The organism is uncultured Aquimarina sp. (genome assembly GCF_947492405.1).
In the GTDB taxonomy this organism is placed as follows: Bacteria; Bacteroidota; Bacteroidia; order Flavobacteriales; family Flavobacteriaceae; genus Aquimarina.
In genome coordinates this window covers 232,147-250,260 of sequence record NZ_CANLMP010000006.1, presented here as the reverse complement: position 1 = coordinate 250,260, position 18,114 = coordinate 232,147, and the positions used below count along the sequence as shown (strand labels likewise).

Genomic DNA, 18,114 nt, shown 5'->3' with positions numbered 1-18,114 from the left:
GTTTTTATTCTATAGTGTTTAAGTAGTTTCCAAGTCCATCAAGTTTGGATTCCCAGAATTGTTGGAGTTGTTTTATAAATAGATTTACTTCCGATAGCGCTTCTAGTTGTGCGTAGCAATTCCTTTGTCTATTATCACTTTTGTCAGTTTCAATTCTCACGAGTTTATTATCTGACAATATCTTTATGTGCTTTGAGACGGCAGGTCTTGACATATTGAATTTTTCTGAAATAGTATTCACATTTTCGGGGTTTTTGGCAAGAGAGAGTAGAATTTCTCTTCTTGTTGGATCAGCAATTGCTTTAAATACATCAGTCATTTGATAAATATTTTGGAAGTTGAATGGTAAGTATTTTATTTCTCCAACCGTTGGATAGTATCTTTTTTACGATAAAATTATTTACTAAGCCTTCAAAACCGCTATGTTCAAAGTCTAATCTTGTTTGTTGATTCTGCGGCGTCAATGTAAATGATACGATAGTATTTTTTAAAGAACCACCATTCCAACTAAAAGACAGTTTTTCATTTTCCTTTAGCTCTAAAACTTCACAATTCGTAATTCCGTCAAAACCAGGATATGGCTTGGTTTTAAACTGGAATTTATGGCCGACTTTTGGCTCAAAATCACAAGGCATTAACCATTCACTTAAAGCTTTTTGATCGGTCAAAGCCTTCCATATTTTTTCAACGGGGAAGTCATATACTTTAGTAAGTTTTATTGATTTGTTCATTTTCAATTGTTTTGATAAGCTATTAATAAGGCAGAAATTATTTCCTGGTCGAAATCCTTTTTTTTATTGATTAAAGTTTGAGCGTTGATTCTTATGCTACCTTTGTTAGAAGATTTGGAAAACTTTGTGTTTTCATAATCCTCAGGAAGGTTTAAACCTAAAAGGATTTCGTCATTTTTTGATTTGGTCAAAATGGCAAATTGATTTTTCCTGTAGAACGGAATATAAGTTTGACATGGCTGAATCCTGATATCAGTTTCCATTTCAAGTATTTTGCTTTTTACAAAAAGATAAAGTTCTTTTGATTTTTTCGAAGTAAAAATCTTGTCAGCAAACGTAGAAGGGGCCTCATACTTATCTTTACCGCTAAAATGCTCAAAGATTTTTTGAGCTTGAAAATGTCCAAGCCCGTTTTCATTTTTCAAAAATGCGATAATTTCTTTTTTTTCTTTAAGTTTTGTTTGCTCTACAATTTCAATCCATTCCTTGATGGATTTGCCTGTTTTGTTTTTCAGATTGCGAACTATTGCCTCGCCCATCTGTTTTGGTCCTAATGCCATGATATTTTATATTAAGTAACTAATTGGTTACGCAAATATATGAAACTTTTTGGTTACACAAAATTTGTTTTAATTAGATAAGTTTATTTTAAATATCAGATAACGTTTAAGATGTATGTTCTAGCAATACAAAATGCTACCTAACTATTGGTGTTTTCTGTGTACTGATTGCTATTTTTTATTTAGTAAGTATTGGGTCTTACCAAAAATACCATAACCATTCGATTGATCATTTAGTGGCTATGATCCTATATATAGTGTTGCAATAAGTTATTTTTCCCCATTATGAATAATATTCCGATAAAATCAAGGTAAATATGAATTATTCCACTATCATATTTAACGGTAAGTTTTATCGGATTTTCATTGTTAGATCATTCAAAAAACTCAATTTTATCCTGATTTAAAATTCTCCAATTATAATCATTTAAATCAATAAACGATTTTGAACCTATTTCACTTTCTAGACAATTATTTTTATCTCTATATTTTAATTCTCTTGTGCTGAGAAATTCTATTGAAGCTCCAATATAATCTCGTTTTAATCTAGCTTCAATTTCAAATGGGGTTTCCGAATTAGGTCCACAAGAAATTATTTTAGCATTGTATTGTACATCATTAATGATCCATTTTCCAATTAATTCAGAATTAGTTATTTGAGAATGAACAAGTCCCCAATTTAGTAATATTAAACCGTATAAAATTAATCTCATATACTTATGACGAAGTATATTGCTATCGGTTACCTATTTAAAAAACTTAAGAAAGTCTGATTAATTTACTACAATTGCCTTGTGTACAAAACGTAACGTGTAAAAGAACACTAACTTTTCGAATAAATACAGAGCCGAGTTTTTATATTTTATTTTTTAAGTATTCCTTTTAAAACCCAAATTAAGAATTTGGAAGTTATTGTAAATAAAAGACAAGCCTCTCGATTTACAGTTATCAACTACGTTTTATGCACCGTGTTGGCAGTAGTTGTTTTTCAGTTTGTTTTATTTGTCACAGCTTTATAAATTCCATATCCTAAAACTCCACCAATAAAAAACGAAAATAAAAAGTTTAATAAATTTGGACTTGGATGTCCGTTGTCGGCTCCTCCAGCACTATAAAAAAGATTCATAAAAGAATTCATTTCATTAGTGTGATAATAACAAATGTCAGGAATTAATAAATCATAAATTAGAGTAAAACTAATCAGAAACATGAAAATTCCGCTAACCGAAATAAAAATCCATTTTAACGTTTTACTTTCTCTCATTTAGTAGTCAGTTGCTATTATCAAATTCAGTTTTTCTCCGACTTTTATTTTTCTATAATTTACAAAAGCTCCGCATTCCGTCCGGAATAGCGTTAAACAACTTAAGTACGTTTTCTTTCAGGTATTTTCCATTGTCAATTTTTAAAAGAGTTGGTTTGTCAGTCATTTCGTCAACACAGTTAATCCGAGCATTCATATTTTCTCCATAATAATCTGGAAAGTTCATTTCTTTCTTAAACTCAGAGTGAAATGATTTCCAATTCTTGAGTTTTTTCCTTTGATTTTGAATGTTTCAATTTCATTTCTCAATTAATGCTAAGTATTTATGTATGAGTCGTAATGTCCGGTTAGGTGATTCTGACTCATACATTCGTGTTATGAACTATATTATTCAATCTTGTATTTTTGCTTTTCTCCAATCAGTTTTCCATCAATATCATAAGCAGTATATACATTTTCGCAAGGAGAAGGTGAGCAATTAATACGTTCGAAAAAATAAAAAACATCTTCTTTTACCTTTGGTGCATATGCTCGTATGTTTTCAAAAATTTTATTCCATTTGGTATCAAAAAGAGTAAAAAGTTTTTTGGATGACTTCCTGTTAGGTTGAACAGACATCAAATAGAATTCATTGGTTTTAGTATCATTTTTAAGCTTAATCTTTTTAAATTCTGGGGCGCTACTTTGAAATTCTAAAATAACTTTCCAAGGCGAAATAAGATAAAGTTTACCTTCATTAGATTTATACGAAATTTTTAAGGCATTTGTCAATGTATCTCCAAAAATATCACGAACCAGATCAATATAACTAATATTTTTATCAGGCTTTATTACAAAATCACTTTTTTCAGTATCATATAAACCTAATTTACCGTTAGCTGGATTATATTGGTTTTTCTTTTCTAACGGGTAACTAATTTCAACATTCCATAATTTTTGCGTTATGGGCTTTATTTTGTTAAACCTGTTTAGATGAATTTCATCTGAAAATATAAACTTATTTTCGATTATATCAAGGACGTTTGTTTTTTCTTCTTTATCTATAGTACCTCTAACGAATTTTTTATTGGCTATACTTATAAAATCATCTATTTCGTAAAAAGTTAGAGGTAATAGTTCTTCTCCATTCGTTAAATCTAACAATGTTTGTTTACCTTCAGAAACAGCTTTAAACCCTATTTCATTTTTTCTGGTATGATCGAATATGTTAGGATATATAAAAGAATATTTAAAGGGAGTTATCTCTTTGTTTTCTGTTATGTTAAATAATGCATAATTCCCTTCATCATTACCCACAATGATGTTATTATTTACTACTTGTAGATACTTTGATGTTCTTCTTGGGGTAAAGAAATCCTCTTTTTTAAGAGAGTATTTAAAAGGATCATTTAATATACTCTTTCCACTTAGGTCAACTACATCTATTTTGTTATTTACAAAAGCAACTGCTTGCCCTTCTTTATTAAATGGATTTATGAAATCATATTTAGGTTCAACAATTACGTTACCGCACAAATCAAGAACTCCAATTTTTCCATTTATTCCTTCAATTGTGTAAAGTCGTTTGTATTCTTTTACCTGTTTATAATTTAAAGTTAAAGCTTTCGCGTACTTTAGTTTGGTGTCTTCTTGAAGTTTTTTGTTTTCTAAAGAGATCAGTTTCATATTTTGTATTCCTTTTGGAATTCTTCCGCCACCATCATTACCTCCATAAATATATTCTCCTACAAGAACCGTATTACATTTAGAGACTTGAGAAACGTATTTATATTTTTTCTTTAGTTTAGAAACTCTTTTATTAATTGTTTTTCCATCTAATTGGGAATAGGAGATACCTGATATCAGTATGGCTAATAAAAGTAGAAGTTTATTTGTTTTCATTTTTAAATAGTTTATGATGCTAAATATGATTAGAAGCAAAGCAAGCATGCCTGAGCCAATTGATCTATCTGTGCATTTTTATTTCTTGTTTAATTTATAAAAATCCAGCACCACTGTAAAAGGAAATGATCTTTTCGATTGGTACTAAACTTTGCTCTGATTTTATTTATGATGTTGTAAAGCGTTCTTATTTAAAATTTTATATCAGCTATTTTTTCATCTTTATAATATAGCTCATAATTAAGTCCTGTATTTTCAACTAATATTGCAAAAAACAATTCCGCAGTAAATTTTTTATAACTCGTTTCACCAAAATACAATACGCTCATTTTTGGATTCTTTGCTGTTCCAAAATTTATTGGTACTTCAAAATTAACGAACCCTTTTTTGTCATAATCATTGAAAAAGTCTTTTTCCGTTCTATCAAAAGGAGGTATTCCATATTGGATTGGTTTGCCTTTTTTATTAAATAATTCTGTTTTTCGATATGGGATTAATTCGGGGTAGCCAATTACTCCAGTATATCCTTTATAATCAGCTAAACGATATCGAATTTTATTTTTTATATCTACAAGAGAAAAAGCACTGAGTTTGGTTTTATTCTCAGGTTTGGATTTAATCTTTGTTTTTATCATTACTTTTCTCAACTTATTACTTGTGACTTTAAGTTGCCTAATCCCAACTACACTTACATTATCAACAAGTTTAGCCTTTTTAATAGATATTTGGATTTCGTCTTTTGTTATAGTTTGAGAATAATTAGAGACACCATAAGTTAGTAAAAGTAATAAATATACTTTCTTCATTAATTTGTTTTAAATGTGTTACAACGTTTAATATTTATGTCGCAGCTGGGCAAAATGTTACCTTGGTTTTCGATTTTTATGCGTATTGGTTGCTGTTTTTTAAAGTTTTGCAAACTTTACGCCTTGTCAAAAATATAAGAACCATTCGATTGATCAATTTGCGGCTATGATCATATATGAGTTGTTAGCATTTATTTTTTACTTATTGAGTATTCATAAGAAGCGAGTTCAATCCATTTATCAGAACTCCAAGTAAATTCATCTTTTAATTTGTACGATCCTTTATTCATAACAAAATTAATTAGAACAGAACTTCTTTTTTTGTGATCTGTGAGGCTTTCTTTGTCAGTGGTGTAGTTGTTAGCAATCTCAGAGTGATGATTTCCAAGAGTTTCTACATTAAATCTTACAGTTTTTAAAGCACCTTGGTAAGAAAAACACAAACTTTTTGGTTTAGTAATCATTAACTCTGTTTTATACAGAACTTGTTACCAGTAACAGTGCCTTTTAGAACATTATTGGAATTTGACTGTCTACTGTTTTTACACCACTTTCCATTTTTCGTTCTTTAATTTTCATATAGATTTTTCCGTTTTTTTCAAGTTGTCCAATTGTAAACCTAACAATTGTTATATTTAAATTATCCAAATCTGTCAAATCTGTTTCATCAGTTATTACAGGATATTCATAAGCCCAATTATATCCTTTCCATTTACTTTTTAATCCGTTATCAGTATCCTCAATATTTACTTTGTCAAGAAATGGCAGTACATATTCTTTATATAATACTTGATTATTCTCAATGTCAATTGTTAAATCATTATAGATTGAAAGTCTGCCGTTTGCCTTAAATTTAATTTTATCATCTTCTTTAATAATTTCCAACACTTCTTTTCCTGTGGATTCTACTTGAATGTCTTTAGATATTTTTAAAAACTCCTCGTATTCTTCTTTAGTTATACCGAAATTAGTATGATAAACCAAAGATTCTCTTTTTTTTACAGTCTTTATATATTCTTGATACCATTCCCAGTTATTTTGTAAGGAACTTTGAATTTTTTTAGTTAGTTCAAGTTGACGAGGATTGTGCTTAATTCCGTCCATAATATCAGCGGACACAGTTTGGGTTTCGAATAAAACAGGTAAATCATTGATTGGGTTTCCAGTAATTTTTTCCGATTGTGATTGAACACAACTTGTCAAAAGTATAAGAGAAAATAAAAATATTATGGTTTTGTTCATTCATTTTTAGTATTATGGACAACAGTCAGTGTAAAATGGGTTTTAATGCTTTTTATTTTGTGTTATGTCCTATTTCATAAATTTCATTTACATGAATGAGTTAGCACTAGAATCGTAGCCTACAAATAAAATACTACCAAAGGTTTTTCTCAATTCTTTGCGTTTTTCAATGGAAAATTTGTTTGGCATTATTCTTAGCTCTTTAAGATTTGGAAGAGAAAGAAGCTCTTTTGGTAAATCCTCTATTGGGTTTCCACCAAGTTCAAGACTTTCTAGAGATTCTAGTTTTAGAATTTCTTCAGGAAAAGAATCAAATAAATTACTAGACAATACTAAGGTTTTTAAATTCTTTAATTTGGTAATAGAGACTGGAAGCTGCCTCAGTTTATTGGTATTTAAATTGAGCCAAGTCAGACTTTCTGGGAGCTCTGAAAGTTCCTCTATTTCATTATTATGGGCGCTCAATGAGTCCAATTTTGGAAGTTTCTCCAATGAAGGAAGCTTTTTAAGCTGATTGTAGTCAATATTTAATCGCTCTAATTCGTCTAAACCACATAAAGAACTTGGTAAATAGCTTATTTTATTATTCGATACATTGAGTATATTTAAGTTCTTCAATTTTATAACGTTATCACTTATTGTTTCTAATTTATTATGAGACAAGTCTAAATTCTGTAATTTAGTTAAAGAAAATAAGGCTTCGGGAAGATTCTTTAAGTATTCTTTTTTTGCTTGAAGCTCCTCTACATTTTGAAATAGGCCAATTTCTTCAGGCATTATTCCTACTTTTGTACTATTACCTCTAATCCATCTTGTTGAAACTTTATATTTTTCACCAAAAATCTTATAATAACCTTCATCTAAAACTTCAGGTTCAGTTTCCTTATATTCCTTACGAAGAATCAATTCATACTCAACAGGTTCTTTAGAATTGAAAATCATGTTGTACTCCGAGTCATGCCATAAAGCACTTGATATTAAGTAGGTTTCTTGCTTTTTTAGTTTTTTAAATTCATCTGTTTTTACAGAATTGATAGCCGCTATTTCAACAAGCCCTAAGAATAAATCCTTAAAAAGATCCAGCTCAACTTCCATTTCATCGTACCAACTATCAATACCTTCAAATACTTGATTGACTATATCTGATAAATTAACTTCCCAGTCTAGCCAATCCTCATCTCCCCATTCTTGATATTCATTTTCTGAACCAAAATAAAGGGTTACACCATTATTATAGAAGTCATCCCAATTAATTGCGATTGTACCTATTTTTCCTTCAAAAGTATTCTCTTGGTATGCCGAAGTCAAGCGTTGCTCTATTTTTGCAAAATCAGCTTCCCAATCCCAGCTTTCAAATCGCTCAATAATCTCAGGGTGGACTTCTTTTATCCACATATTCTTAGTCCTCTTCAAATAAGCAAGAGCTTCATTTATGTAGTTACTTATATTCTCTTTGTAATTATTCATTTTCTATTTTAAAGATATCAGTATCTTTCAATTATTTTTAATCTTAACAACTGTCTACAATCAAGAACTAAATATTTAGAAACTGTAATTTCAGAATCGTTGCTACTACGTTTAATTAATATATTATAGTTATCTATTGTATTTATTTTTTATTTTCTTAATTAGTATAATATCTCCTAAAAAGGTAAATTATGTTCGCTAACGTTTTGTGTATGATTAGTTGCGATTTTTTTACCAAATGCAACTAAACTTATTGGTTTTGGTGAATATTTACAAAATAGCCTGATCTTAGCAATTAGTTATACTCGGTGTTAGCAGTAGTTTTTTATTTCAATTCCTTTTGATAAAGATTATTTATAGAAAGAGGCAATTCTTTTATTCCAACCTTTTTAAATCCTTGTTTTTCATAATAGTAGCAAAGTTTTGGGTTTTCAGAATCGGCATCAAGTCTTAAATATTTATAGCCTTTATTTTTCGCATTATTTTTAATCTGTTCAAGTATGATTTTCCCAATTCCTTTATTTTCATTGTTGTCTTTAACAACCAATGAATGAATATAAAGAGATTTTTCCTTTTGTTTACCCCAATACAATAAATCTTCCTTCAAAATTCTAACCATTCCGATAGTGGTAGAATCGGTGTTTTCTATAAAATAAAATTCTTTATTTTTTATTCCTTCTTCTATCCATTCAATCTTTTCTTTAGGTGGATTTTTCCAATATTGCCAATGGTCAATATTCATTTTTTCGATTTTTATAGCTGCTTCTTTAAACAAGTCCAAAACTATTTTCTTTTCGGTAATTTTTATTTGAGAAAATTTAATGTTCATCAATGTTATTTCCTTATTCAGTTTTATTTGTTTTAATTACTGCCAACGGCCCGTGTATTAAGCGTTGCCAGCTTTTGCTAGCAATGAACCTCATACACATTGTGGTAGCCAGTTTTTCTATCAATTTTATCATTCTATTCTCTTCTTAGGAATGAACTGTTTTGGGTCATAGAAAAATTGCTCCCGCTTGATTTTATTGCCTTCCCATTCTTGATAGGCTAATTCTTCAATTTCAGTTACTGTATTATCTTTCCATTCAAATCGAAATTTCCATTTAATTATGACTTTATTCTCAATCTGGAAAAATGGTCGAATACATTTTGAATTTACACTTGAAGCTTTTGACAGCATCCCTTGTTCATTTTTAATTAAATTTTCTTTTCCTACTCTAGGTTTATTCTGATTTTCTTGAATTGATGCGTCATCGGCATAAAACTTTTCTATTACCTTGTCATGGGGCTCTTTTTCAACCGAACTGATGAAATTTTCAATCGTTTCTTTTGTTAGCATTGTTTATTTACTTTTTATTATCGTTGATTTTTCTAATAGGCTACAATGAATAGCTGTATGTTTAGTCTTGTGTCGTTAAAAAAATCCTTGTGTCTATAAATATAAAAGAAAAATCCCCTTTATCAATGATAAAGGGGATGCAGTTCTATAAAATGTAGAGAGAAAAATCAGGACTGTAATCCAGGAATTTCTACCACTTCGTTTACATCTTGATCATAATCCACTCCAGCTACTTTAAATCCAAATAGATTAAAGAAATCATTACTATATCCTTCTAGATCACCAATGGTTGCTAAGGTTTCTGTAGTTGCATTATCCCATAATTCTTTTATTTTAGCCTGAATATCTTCGCGCATTTCCCAATCATCAACACGTATTCTACCTTGATCATCGGTCACAATATCGTTGTTACTATATAATCTATCCGCAAATAATCGTTGCATTTGCTCTATACATCCTTCGTGGATGTTATTTTCCTTCATTATTTTATAAAGTAGAGAAATATATAATGGGATTACTGGGATTGCAGAACTAGCTTGAGTGACTAGTGCTTTATTTACAGAAACATATGCTTTTCCGTTAATCTTATCTAGTGATTTGGTAATGTCAAAAGCAGTAGCTTCTAGATGATCTTTAGCACTTCCGATTGTTCCTTTTCTGTAAACAGGTTCTGTAAGTTTTGGGCCGATATATGAGTATGCAATGGTTTTAGCTTCTGGAGCTAACAAATTTTCTTTTTGCAAAGCATTAATCCAGAATTGCCAATCTTCTCCACCCATTACGGTTACGGTGTTTTCTATATCTTCTTCTGTAGCAGGCTCAATGGATACCTGAGATATGTCTCCAGTATGAAAATCTACTGTTTTGTTAACATATGTATCACCTATGGGTTTTAGAACAGATTTGTGTTTTACTCCTGTTTCTGGATGTACCCTTACTGGTGATGCTAAACTATAAATAACTAAATCTATTTGTCCAAGATCTTGTTTAATAAGTTCTATAGTTTGTTGTTTGATTTCATTAGAAAAAGCATCTCCATTAATACTTTTAGCATATAATCCGGCTTTATGCGCTTGCGTTTCAAAAGCAGCACTATTGTACCATCCCGGAGAAGCCGGTCTGTTTGGCTTAGGAGGTTTTTCTAAAAACACACCAATTGTAGCGGCATCAGAACCAAATGCACTGGTTATTCTAGAAGCTAGTCCAAAACCAGTAGAAGCACCAATAACAAGTACTTTTTTTGGACCATTTATAGCTCCTTTGGATTTGATATAGTCTATTTGGTTTATTACATTTTGTTCGCACCCCTTTGGATGTGCAGTTAGGCAAATGAATCCGCGAGTTCTAGGTTCTATAATCATTGTGTAAAAATCTTTTCTGAAGCTACGAACATAGCCTAAAAAGTAGGGATTTCCAAAGAAATTATCCGGTTATTTTTAGCAACAGATAAACTAATAAATAACCAGATAATTAAAATAGCAAAAACCTTTTAAATAAGCATTAAACTAGGTGTTTTTTGTTTTTATAAGAACGTATCCTACTAGAATAATCCAACTTACTAATCCGGCTATAAATATCCTGAAACTGTAAAGGTTTGTAAAAGCTACATTAGAGAGCAGTAAGATCACAGCGGTAATTCCCAATATTAATCCCAGATAAGCTATCCATTTAGGTAAGATTGATTTTTTGATGCTGGTGATTGACCATAATAGGATTGCGAGGCAACAAGATGTAATAAAAATATAATCCATAGCCTTGTTTAATGCAAAACCATAGTGTATAACGTAATTAATTTTTGCTATGATTTCTGAGGATTGATCTTGATATCGTTTAATAAAAAAAGGTAAGGTTAATCCATTAATAGCGGCTGCCATCATTCCTGCTAATAATCCAAATACGATTATTATAAATCCTAGTAAAGAAAGACTACTGTTTTTACCCAATCGAACCGTTAATCCCCAAAATCCGAATGTAAGTATAGGAATCGAAATAATAGCCAGAGAATGAGAGATAATAGCCATTTTTGATATTTTTAATAAATGTTCGAAATTACCACCAACAGGGTGAAATACCATGGTAATGATCACTAGAATTGAACCAATGATAAGTGCCAAACCTGCGTTTTTTTCTAATTGATTTTGCATAACTTTTATGTTTTAATATGAAAATCAAATTTGGCTTTTTACCAAGGAAGTAGCACTTGATCCAAATCAAGAAATTAGGAAGATTTACTTAATTTATTTCGAACTCTACTTAAGGTTTCAGGAGTGATTTTTAAATAAGATGCTATATGTTTTAAAGGAAATTTCTGAATTAACTTAGGATTATGTTTAAGTATCGCTCTGTACTTTTCTTCTGGTGTTGTCAGATTTTGATATAACTCAACCCCTTGTAATGGTTGTTCTAATATTTTACCTAATTGGAAAAATGAAGGTGATTGTCCAATTAATTCATGGACGGCATGCATACCTAATTCATATACAGTACAATCTTCAAAAGCCTGAATGGTTGTTGTAGATGGTTTCTGAGAGGTGAAACTTTGATGCTCCAATACCCAACTATTCTCCAGATACAAGTTTAATGTAATTTCATCAAGATCTTTGTTAGTTCTATATTGTCGTATAGCACCTTCTACAATAAAATAAAAGGCACTACAGGTTTCACCGACTTTCAAAAGATTTTCTTTTTTACGAAAATTTCTAAGTTTTGTTTTACTTATGATAAGTGATAGTTCTTGTTCAGAAAAGCTTGCAAATCCCTGAAAAGATTTTAATAATTTTTCTTTCATAATGACCTGATCGCTTTTAAACAAATATTCGTGTTATTTGTCGTATAATTTTATTAAAAAGGTAATAAATCTGGCGCTATATATTGCGCTTTGACCTTTTCTGAATTAAATATATCAAAACCATAATGAGAGTCTAGTAAATCTTTGAAATTATATTTCAATCTTGGGAATTCAGTAATGAAATCTTCAAAACTATTTGATTTGGACTTTAAGACAAAATGATTCACGGTTTTAACTGCTGCAATGGTAAGAGTCTTGTTAAATTTATCTGCCGCACCTAATTGAACCACATAGGTCAGAATTTGATTGGAAATTCTTTTACAAGCAGCATCAACTCCATATTTATGAATATGTATCCAGGCTAATCTCAAGTGAGCTTCATGACTAAACAAAGAAGGATCAAAATTACCATTCTTAAATTGTTTTTCGAATTCTGAATCGTTGAGATTTATATTAGTTTTCATTACCTTGAATATTAGATAGTTGAAATATAATAATCATTTTACTATTATTAATATATAGTATTAATTTTTCTGATTTCTAAGTGTAAACATAGGCAGCGAAACTTTATATTTTACGACTAATAAACGTATTACAATAATCAATAGTGTAGTAGTTATATATATAATATTTTCAGGCACGTTTAATGAATATAAGATCATAAAACAAACTCCTCCAGCAATAGAAACTGTGGCATAAACTTCTTTTCTGAAAATTACCGGAATTTCATTACACAAAATATCTCTGATTACTCCTCCAAAACATCCGGTCATGGTTCCTAACGCAACAGATACAATAGGATCAAGATCCGTTTGTATTCCTGTTTCTACTCCTATAATCGTAAAAATCCCTAGACCTATAGTATCGAATAGGAAGAGGGATTTTTTGAGGTAATCCAATTTATTCCTAAGGATGATAGATACACCAGTAACGCCCCCAATTAGATACAAGTTTACAGTGTTTTGCATCCATGATACTGGTGTTGCTCCAATAAGTACATCTCTCAGTGTTCCTCCACCAATGGCAGTAACAAAAGCGATAATGAAGATTCCGAAAAGATCTAATCTTCTGTTCATAGCGCTCAATGCTCCTGAAATGGCAAAGGCAATTGTTCCCAAAATATCCAAAATATTGAAGAGTGTCATTTTTTCTCTATTTTGGAATAAATGTAGGATATCTAATCCGAATTTTGATTTTCTGATCGATATTTAGTATTCTTCCCTTCTATTTCCATTTGTATAATTCCTGTTTGCATTTTCAATGTGTCTGGTATGATTCCATATCTGGGACCGATTCCTCTAACAAGAAAATGACGAATATAATTCCTTGCTAATTTTATATTGTCGAAAAGATAAGTTCCTCCGATAGTTTTGGTTTCTGTATTTATATAATAATATTTTCTAATAAGCCCTTCTACATTCTCCAAGGTATCCATATAATTGCTAGAAATTTTCTGTAACCTTTGTTGTGATAAATTTGATTTAAATTGAACATTGACTATTGCTTTTTCCTCCACAAGTTTGTTGATTATGGGATTAAGTATTTCGTTTTATTTAATTTAGGATTGGCCTAGTTATCCTAGACATGAATAATGAAATGAGAATAACAAAAGTTGCATTAACTTTTACAATCATCTTGCTTATTCCAAAAGCATTTATACTATCCTTTGATAGATATAAGGAGATAATAAGTATTGCTGCAAATACAATAATTATAAGTATTTCGATTAATTCATTTGAGAAAAGCAAATCAGACCTAGTTTGCAAAATGTCTTTAGAGAAAAGTATCATATTCATGATAATATATAATAGGGTGGCATTATATATTTCTAGGTATAGCCACTCGATTGTATTTAATGTCTCTGAAGAAACGATCGAGAATAATAACAAACTATAGGTAATTGCAGTAAATAATGATCTTTTACTAAGGAATTGAATCCAATATTTTCTATATTTTTTTGACATTATATTCATAACTTATTTTTTAATAGAAATCGTTTCGGGCTTTTGTTTTCTCAAAAACCCAAAACAATTTCATAACGACTCAACTATTTTTTTTATTGATATCTCTAAAAAGTATCATATCTATAATTTTTTCAGATCCTCCGGAATAAAATCCAGATTCTCTGGGATGTGTTTTTGGGTTGCTAAAAGTGCCAAACAACATATCAATAAAGGATAGATCAGAGTAGTTATATGCATGCACTCCTTTTTTATGATGGTAGGTATGTCCTTCTGGTCTCTGAACCAGGTATCCAATCCAATGTGGAGTGCGGATATTACAATGTTGTACAATAGCAAAGAAGTTTGTAATCAAAATGATAATTACTACAGCTTTAGGATCAAATCCTGCGATAATAGTAAAGCAGAAACTCCCTAGGAATGTAAAACCGATCATATCCATAGGACTGAAATAGAATGCACTATAAGAATCCATACGCTCTATACTATGATGCATTTGATGAAAGACTTTCCATAAGAAGTCACTTGCATGCATTGCTCTATGCCAGACGTATAAAGCGAATTCATATATAACAAACCCTAAAATTGCTCCGCCAAAAACTCCTAATCCTGTAAGGTCAAAAATTTGATATTCTATTAAATAGTTATCCCAAATCAGCGGAAGATAGGAGGAAAGTAGAAAGAATACAGCAAAAGAGATTAATCCTTTAGCTTTCCAGTATTTTACTTTAGGTAATTGACGCGCTGGCGCTATTGCTTCCCAGATCATTAGTGCTATATACATTCCTATAATTACCAGAGATATAGGATCTAGTACGATTGCTGATATGGAAGGTAAATTCATGAATAACTCTTTCATGCTTCTATATTTTTATGATGTACTCCATGCTTCAATTCATTTTTTGTAGTCACCAAATACTCTTTTAGTATATGTGATTTTTTGTTTCTTTTGTTCCTCACCATCTTTCAAGTTTTTAATAATTAATAATTCGTTTTGTTTTCCTGAACCAAAAGTATATAAGAACATAAATCGCTGCTAATAAATGAAGTATACGGTAAGTAGGCAGTCTTTTATTAAAAGTAGACAGGTATGTTAATTATGTGAATAGAAGGTAGACAGTGGGTGAACAATTATTTTTAACGTACTAGTTTTTAGTATTTTGCGTATGTTGTTCTTTAACAATGGATTTTTAATAAACACAAGAAAATTTGGTATAGAATACTGTGTTATTCGTTTTCTAGTGCTAATAAATACGTAAAGATTTCTTGATTTTGTTGTAATTCGAGCTTTTTACGTAGTCTGTAACGTGCAGTTTTAGCACTTTCTGGAGAAATACCAAGAATACTAGCAGTTTCTTTAATATTAAGGTTTAGTCTGGTAAGCGAGCAAATTTTCAGATCGTTTGCGCTCAAGTCTGGATGTTTAGCTTTTAATTTAGTATAAAAATCAACATGAACTTCTTCAAAAAAGCGTTTAAAATCTTCCCAATCTTTGTCAATGCTTAAGTTTTGTTGGATAGTTTTGTTTAGCTTATCTATTAATTTATCTTTTTCTGTTGAGGTAGATTTTTTTGCTAGTTTAGCGGTACTCTGCAGATTTTGCAATAGTTCGTTTTTTTGAACAAAATTGATTGCATAGGAGGTAAGCTCCTTATTTTTAAACTCAAGTTGTTGTTTTAGTTCTTGTTGTTTAAGTTTTGCATTTTCTAATGCTTGTTGGTTTAGCGCTTCTTTGGATTGTAAAAGTTCGTTACTTTTTTCTAATAGCTCTCTGTTTTTTCGTGAACGTTGTTTTACATTGGTTAGAATTAGAAAACTACTTATCAATAATACGAGAATACCAAAAACAAGGCTCCACTTAATTAAAACATCTGTTTTTTCTTTTTCTTGAAGGAATTCCAGTTCTTTTTCTTGTCGCTCCAGTTGATTTTTAAACTCGAGGTAGGCAATTTGTTTAGACTTTTCAGTATTAAAAATAGAGTCTTTTAGGTTAGAATAGAGATCATAAAAAACTAATGCTTCTTTAGGTTTTTCTTGTTGTGTTCTAAGCTCTTTTAGTTCTTCGTAGGCAAGTAGTTCATATTTCTTTAAGTTATTATTTTTAGCCCTGTTAAGTCCCAAGTTAAGATGTATGTCTGCAGCCTCAAAGTTGTTTTCTAACCTCAGTAACTTACCATATTGGATGAGATTACTTATTGTACCATCTTCGTCTCCTATTTTTTTACCGACCGAAATAGATCTTTCTATATGATATTTTGCTTGAGCAAGTTCATTTTCCTTTAAATATAGTATTCCTAAACGATTATGTGCTTCTGCAATTCCGTATTGAAAATTATTCTTAGTATGAAGTTTTAAAGCATCAGATATATATATTCGAGCATCATTAAGGTTACCTTTTTGGATATGAATAGTTCCTATTTTAGTAAATGTAGTAGCAATGCGACCTGAAAGATTTAATGCAGTAAAATTATCGATGGCATCGTTATAGTTTTTTAATGCCTTATCATATTCTTTAAGATCTGCATACACCATTCCGATATTAAGCATAGTGTTTGCAATACCTTCTTGATCATCGTTATCTTGAAATTTTTTCTGAGATTGAGTAAGATATAGTAATGCTTCGTTTTGATTACCTTGTGCCCAATATGCTACTCCAATAATTCGATTTGCAACGGCAATACCAGGATCATATGTTAACTTTTTAGACAGTTTTAATGCCTCTTTTCCATATTTTAATGATTCATTCGGATCAATGATCCAATATTCGAAACCAGTTTCATTTAATAAATCCACCTTTTTAGTATCCTCAGAAGTATGCGAATTTAATTTTAATCTTAGGCTATCCACTTTTGTGTTTTGTGAATATATACCCGAATTAATAATTATGAAGATAAGAATAAGAAGGTTTCGCACGATTTTAGTTGATTTATATACAAATATATACGCGTAGTTGGTTATTGTATTTCATTTTAGTATTTATTTAAGATGTCTATAAGCTTATAACAATTCTTAATAACTTTACTGTAAGGTTTATCTTCAAATTGCTACTTTTACATCAAATAAACCGAAAAAGATTATGTCAGATACAATAGAAAGAATAAAATGCCTAATTATAGGTTCAGGACCAGCAGGATATACTGCAGCAATTTACGCAGCGCGTGCAGATCTTAAACCCATTATGTACACTGGTATGGAACCAGGAGGACAATTAACTACTACTACAGAGGTAGATAATTTTCCTGGATATCCTGAAGGTATAGATGGCCCAACAATGATGGTACAATTACAGCAGCAAGCAGAACGTTTTGGTACGGAAGTGCGAATCGGAATGGTTACTTCTGTTGAATTTAGTAAAGAAGTAGGAGGAATCCATAAAGTTACTGTTGATAATACGAAAGAGATTGAAGCCGAGGCTGTTATTATATCCACGGGTGCAACTGCTAAATATTTAGGATTACCTAGTGAACAAAAATTACGTGGAGGTGGAGTTTCTGCCTGTGCAGTTTGTGACGGATTCTTTTATAAAGGACAAGATGTTGCTATCGTTGGTGCTGGAGACACTGCAGCAGAAGAAGCTACGTATTTAGCGAATATCTGTTCTAGTGTTACGATGTTAGTGCGTAAAGATTATATGAGAGCATCTAAAGCTATGCAGCATCGCGTAAATAATACTCCTAATCTTAAAGTATTATATAATACCGAAGTTGATGAGGTTATCGGTGATCAAGTAGTTGACGGTTTACGTATGGTGAATAACCAAACAGGAGAGAAATCAGAGATTTCTATAACTGGTTTGTTTATTGCGATTGGTCATAAACCAAATACTGATATTTTTAAAGATCAAATAGATATGGATGATACCGGATATATTATTACAGAAGGTAAATCTACTAAAACCAATATTCCAGGTGTATTTGCATCAGGTGATGTTCAGGATAAAGAATATAGACAAGCAGTGACCGCAGCAGGTACTGGTTGTATGGCGGCATTAGATGCAGAAAGATATCTGGCCACTGTAGAAACTGGTGAAGAAGTTTCTGCATAATACTCTAAACTAAAAAATGTTTTAGGCCTG

The 18,114-nt window shown here is 30.6% G+C and carries 23 protein-coding genes; 1 reads left to right on the top strand and 22 read right to left on the bottom strand.

The window, feature by feature from the left end; translation table 11 throughout:
• Positions 1 to 4: 4 nt before the first annotated feature.
• The 22 genes from Q0829_RS20695 to Q0829_RS20590 form a co-directional block, all read right to left on the bottom strand.
• Complete coding sequence (locus tag Q0829_RS20695) at positions 5 to 319, bottom strand: metalloregulator ArsR/SmtB family transcription factor (protein WP_298546504.1); 315 nt, start codon at positions 317 to 319, stop codon at positions 5 to 7.
• Positions 312 to 731, bottom strand: coding sequence for an SRPBCC domain-containing protein (locus tag Q0829_RS20690; RefSeq protein ID WP_298546502.1), 420 nt, complete (start codon positions 729 to 731; stop codon positions 312 to 314). Before Q0829_RS20690 ends, Q0829_RS20695 begins: the two co-directional genes overlap by 8 nt.
• 2 nt (positions 732 to 733) lie before the next feature.
• Positions 734 to 1,291, bottom strand: a complete 558-nt coding sequence (locus Q0829_RS20685; RefSeq protein WP_298546500.1) for a DUF5655 domain-containing protein — start codon at positions 1,289 to 1,291, stop codon at positions 734 to 736.
• 374 nt (positions 1,292 to 1,665) lie between these two features.
• A complete protein-coding gene (locus tag Q0829_RS20680; protein WP_298546498.1) occupies positions 1,666 to 2,004 on the bottom strand; it encodes a hypothetical protein in 339 nt (112 codons plus the stop codon).
• A gap of 275 nt (positions 2,005 to 2,279) precedes the next feature.
• Positions 2,280 to 2,555 carry a hypothetical protein gene (locus Q0829_RS20675; RefSeq protein ID WP_298546496.1) on the bottom strand — a complete coding sequence of 92 codons (276 nt, stop codon included), beginning with the start codon at positions 2,553 to 2,555 and terminating at the stop codon, positions 2,280 to 2,282.
• 52 nt (positions 2,556 to 2,607) lie between these two features.
• Entirely contained in the window at positions 2,608 to 2,844 is a 237-nt protein-coding gene (locus tag Q0829_RS20670; protein ID WP_298546885.1) for a barstar family protein, read from the bottom strand.
• Between the two features lie 98 nt (positions 2,845 to 2,942).
• On the bottom strand, positions 2,943 to 4,436 hold the full coding sequence (locus Q0829_RS20665) for a WG repeat-containing protein (RefSeq protein WP_298546494.1): 1,494 nt from the start codon (positions 4,434 to 4,436) through the stop codon (positions 2,943 to 2,945).
• 191 nt (positions 4,437 to 4,627) lie between these two features.
• A complete protein-coding gene (locus tag Q0829_RS20660) occupies positions 4,628 to 5,242 on the bottom strand; it encodes a hypothetical protein (RefSeq protein WP_298546492.1) in 615 nt (204 codons plus the stop codon).
• 191 nt (positions 5,243 to 5,433) lie between these two features.
• On the bottom strand, positions 5,434 to 5,706 hold the full coding sequence (locus Q0829_RS20655; protein ID WP_298546490.1) for a hypothetical protein: 273 nt from the start codon (positions 5,704 to 5,706) through the stop codon (positions 5,434 to 5,436).
• A gap of 43 nt (positions 5,707 to 5,749) precedes the next feature.
• Complete coding sequence (locus tag Q0829_RS20650; RefSeq protein WP_298546488.1) at positions 5,750 to 6,484, bottom strand: hypothetical protein; 735 nt, start codon at positions 6,482 to 6,484, stop codon at positions 5,750 to 5,752.
• Positions 6,485 to 6,571: 87 nt separating this feature from the next.
• On the bottom strand, positions 6,572 to 7,951 hold the full coding sequence (locus tag Q0829_RS20645; RefSeq protein WP_298546486.1) for a leucine-rich repeat domain-containing protein: 1,380 nt from the start codon (positions 7,949 to 7,951) through the stop codon (positions 6,572 to 6,574).
• Positions 7,952 to 8,276: 325 nt separating this feature from the next.
• Positions 8,277 to 8,780, bottom strand: coding sequence for a GNAT family N-acetyltransferase (locus Q0829_RS20640; protein WP_298546484.1), 504 nt, complete (start codon positions 8,778 to 8,780; stop codon positions 8,277 to 8,279).
• A gap of 129 nt (positions 8,781 to 8,909) precedes the next feature.
• Positions 8,910 to 9,290, bottom strand: coding sequence for a nuclear transport factor 2 family protein (locus Q0829_RS20635; RefSeq protein WP_298546482.1), 381 nt, complete (start codon positions 9,288 to 9,290; stop codon positions 8,910 to 8,912).
• A 167-nt stretch (positions 9,291 to 9,457) separates the two neighbouring features.
• Entirely contained in the window at positions 9,458 to 10,651 is a 1,194-nt protein-coding gene (gene fabV, locus Q0829_RS20630) for an enoyl-ACP reductase FabV (RefSeq protein ID WP_298546480.1), read from the bottom strand.
• A 144-nt stretch (positions 10,652 to 10,795) separates the two neighbouring features.
• A complete protein-coding gene (locus Q0829_RS20625; protein WP_298546478.1) occupies positions 10,796 to 11,434 on the bottom strand; it encodes a hypothetical protein in 639 nt (212 codons plus the stop codon).
• 74 nt (positions 11,435 to 11,508) lie between these two features.
• Complete coding sequence (locus tag Q0829_RS20620; protein ID WP_298546476.1) at positions 11,509 to 12,078, bottom strand: Crp/Fnr family transcriptional regulator; 570 nt, start codon at positions 12,076 to 12,078, stop codon at positions 11,509 to 11,511.
• Positions 12,079 to 12,131: 53 nt separating this feature from the next.
• Complete coding sequence (locus Q0829_RS20615; RefSeq protein ID WP_298546474.1) at positions 12,132 to 12,542, bottom strand: hypothetical protein; 411 nt, start codon at positions 12,540 to 12,542, stop codon at positions 12,132 to 12,134.
• A gap of 60 nt (positions 12,543 to 12,602) precedes the next feature.
• Positions 12,603 to 13,223: a trimeric intracellular cation channel family protein gene (locus Q0829_RS20610; protein ID WP_298546472.1), complete on the bottom strand. Its 621-nt coding sequence runs from the start codon at positions 13,221 to 13,223 to the stop codon at positions 12,603 to 12,605.
• 32 nt (positions 13,224 to 13,255) lie between these two features.
• Positions 13,256 to 13,594: a YdhR family protein gene (locus Q0829_RS20605; protein WP_298546470.1), complete on the bottom strand. Its 339-nt coding sequence runs from the start codon at positions 13,592 to 13,594 to the stop codon at positions 13,256 to 13,258.
• A gap of 37 nt (positions 13,595 to 13,631) precedes the next feature.
• Positions 13,632 to 14,051 carry a hypothetical protein gene (locus Q0829_RS20600; RefSeq protein ID WP_298546467.1) on the bottom strand — a complete coding sequence of 140 codons (420 nt, stop codon included), beginning with the start codon at positions 14,049 to 14,051 and terminating at the stop codon, positions 13,632 to 13,634.
• 70 nt (positions 14,052 to 14,121) lie between these two features.
• A complete protein-coding gene (locus Q0829_RS20595; RefSeq protein WP_298546465.1) occupies positions 14,122 to 14,898 on the bottom strand; it encodes a sterol desaturase family protein in 777 nt (258 codons plus the stop codon).
• Positions 14,899 to 15,266: 368 nt separating this feature from the next.
• The gene (locus tag Q0829_RS20590; protein ID WP_298546463.1) at positions 15,267 to 16,886 is read right to left on the bottom strand and encodes a tetratricopeptide repeat protein; all 1,620 of its coding nucleotides are present in this window, start codon (positions 16,884 to 16,886) and stop codon (positions 15,267 to 15,269) included.
• Positions 16,887 to 17,115: 229 nt separating this feature from the next.
• Here Q0829_RS20590 and trxB point away from each other — a divergent pair, with 229 nt between their 5' ends.
• Positions 17,116 to 18,084 carry a thioredoxin-disulfide reductase gene (trxB, locus tag Q0829_RS20585; RefSeq protein ID WP_298546461.1) on the top strand — a complete coding sequence of 323 codons (969 nt, stop codon included), beginning with the start codon at positions 17,116 to 17,118 and terminating at the stop codon, positions 18,082 to 18,084.
• Positions 18,085 to 18,114 lie beyond the last annotated feature (30 nt).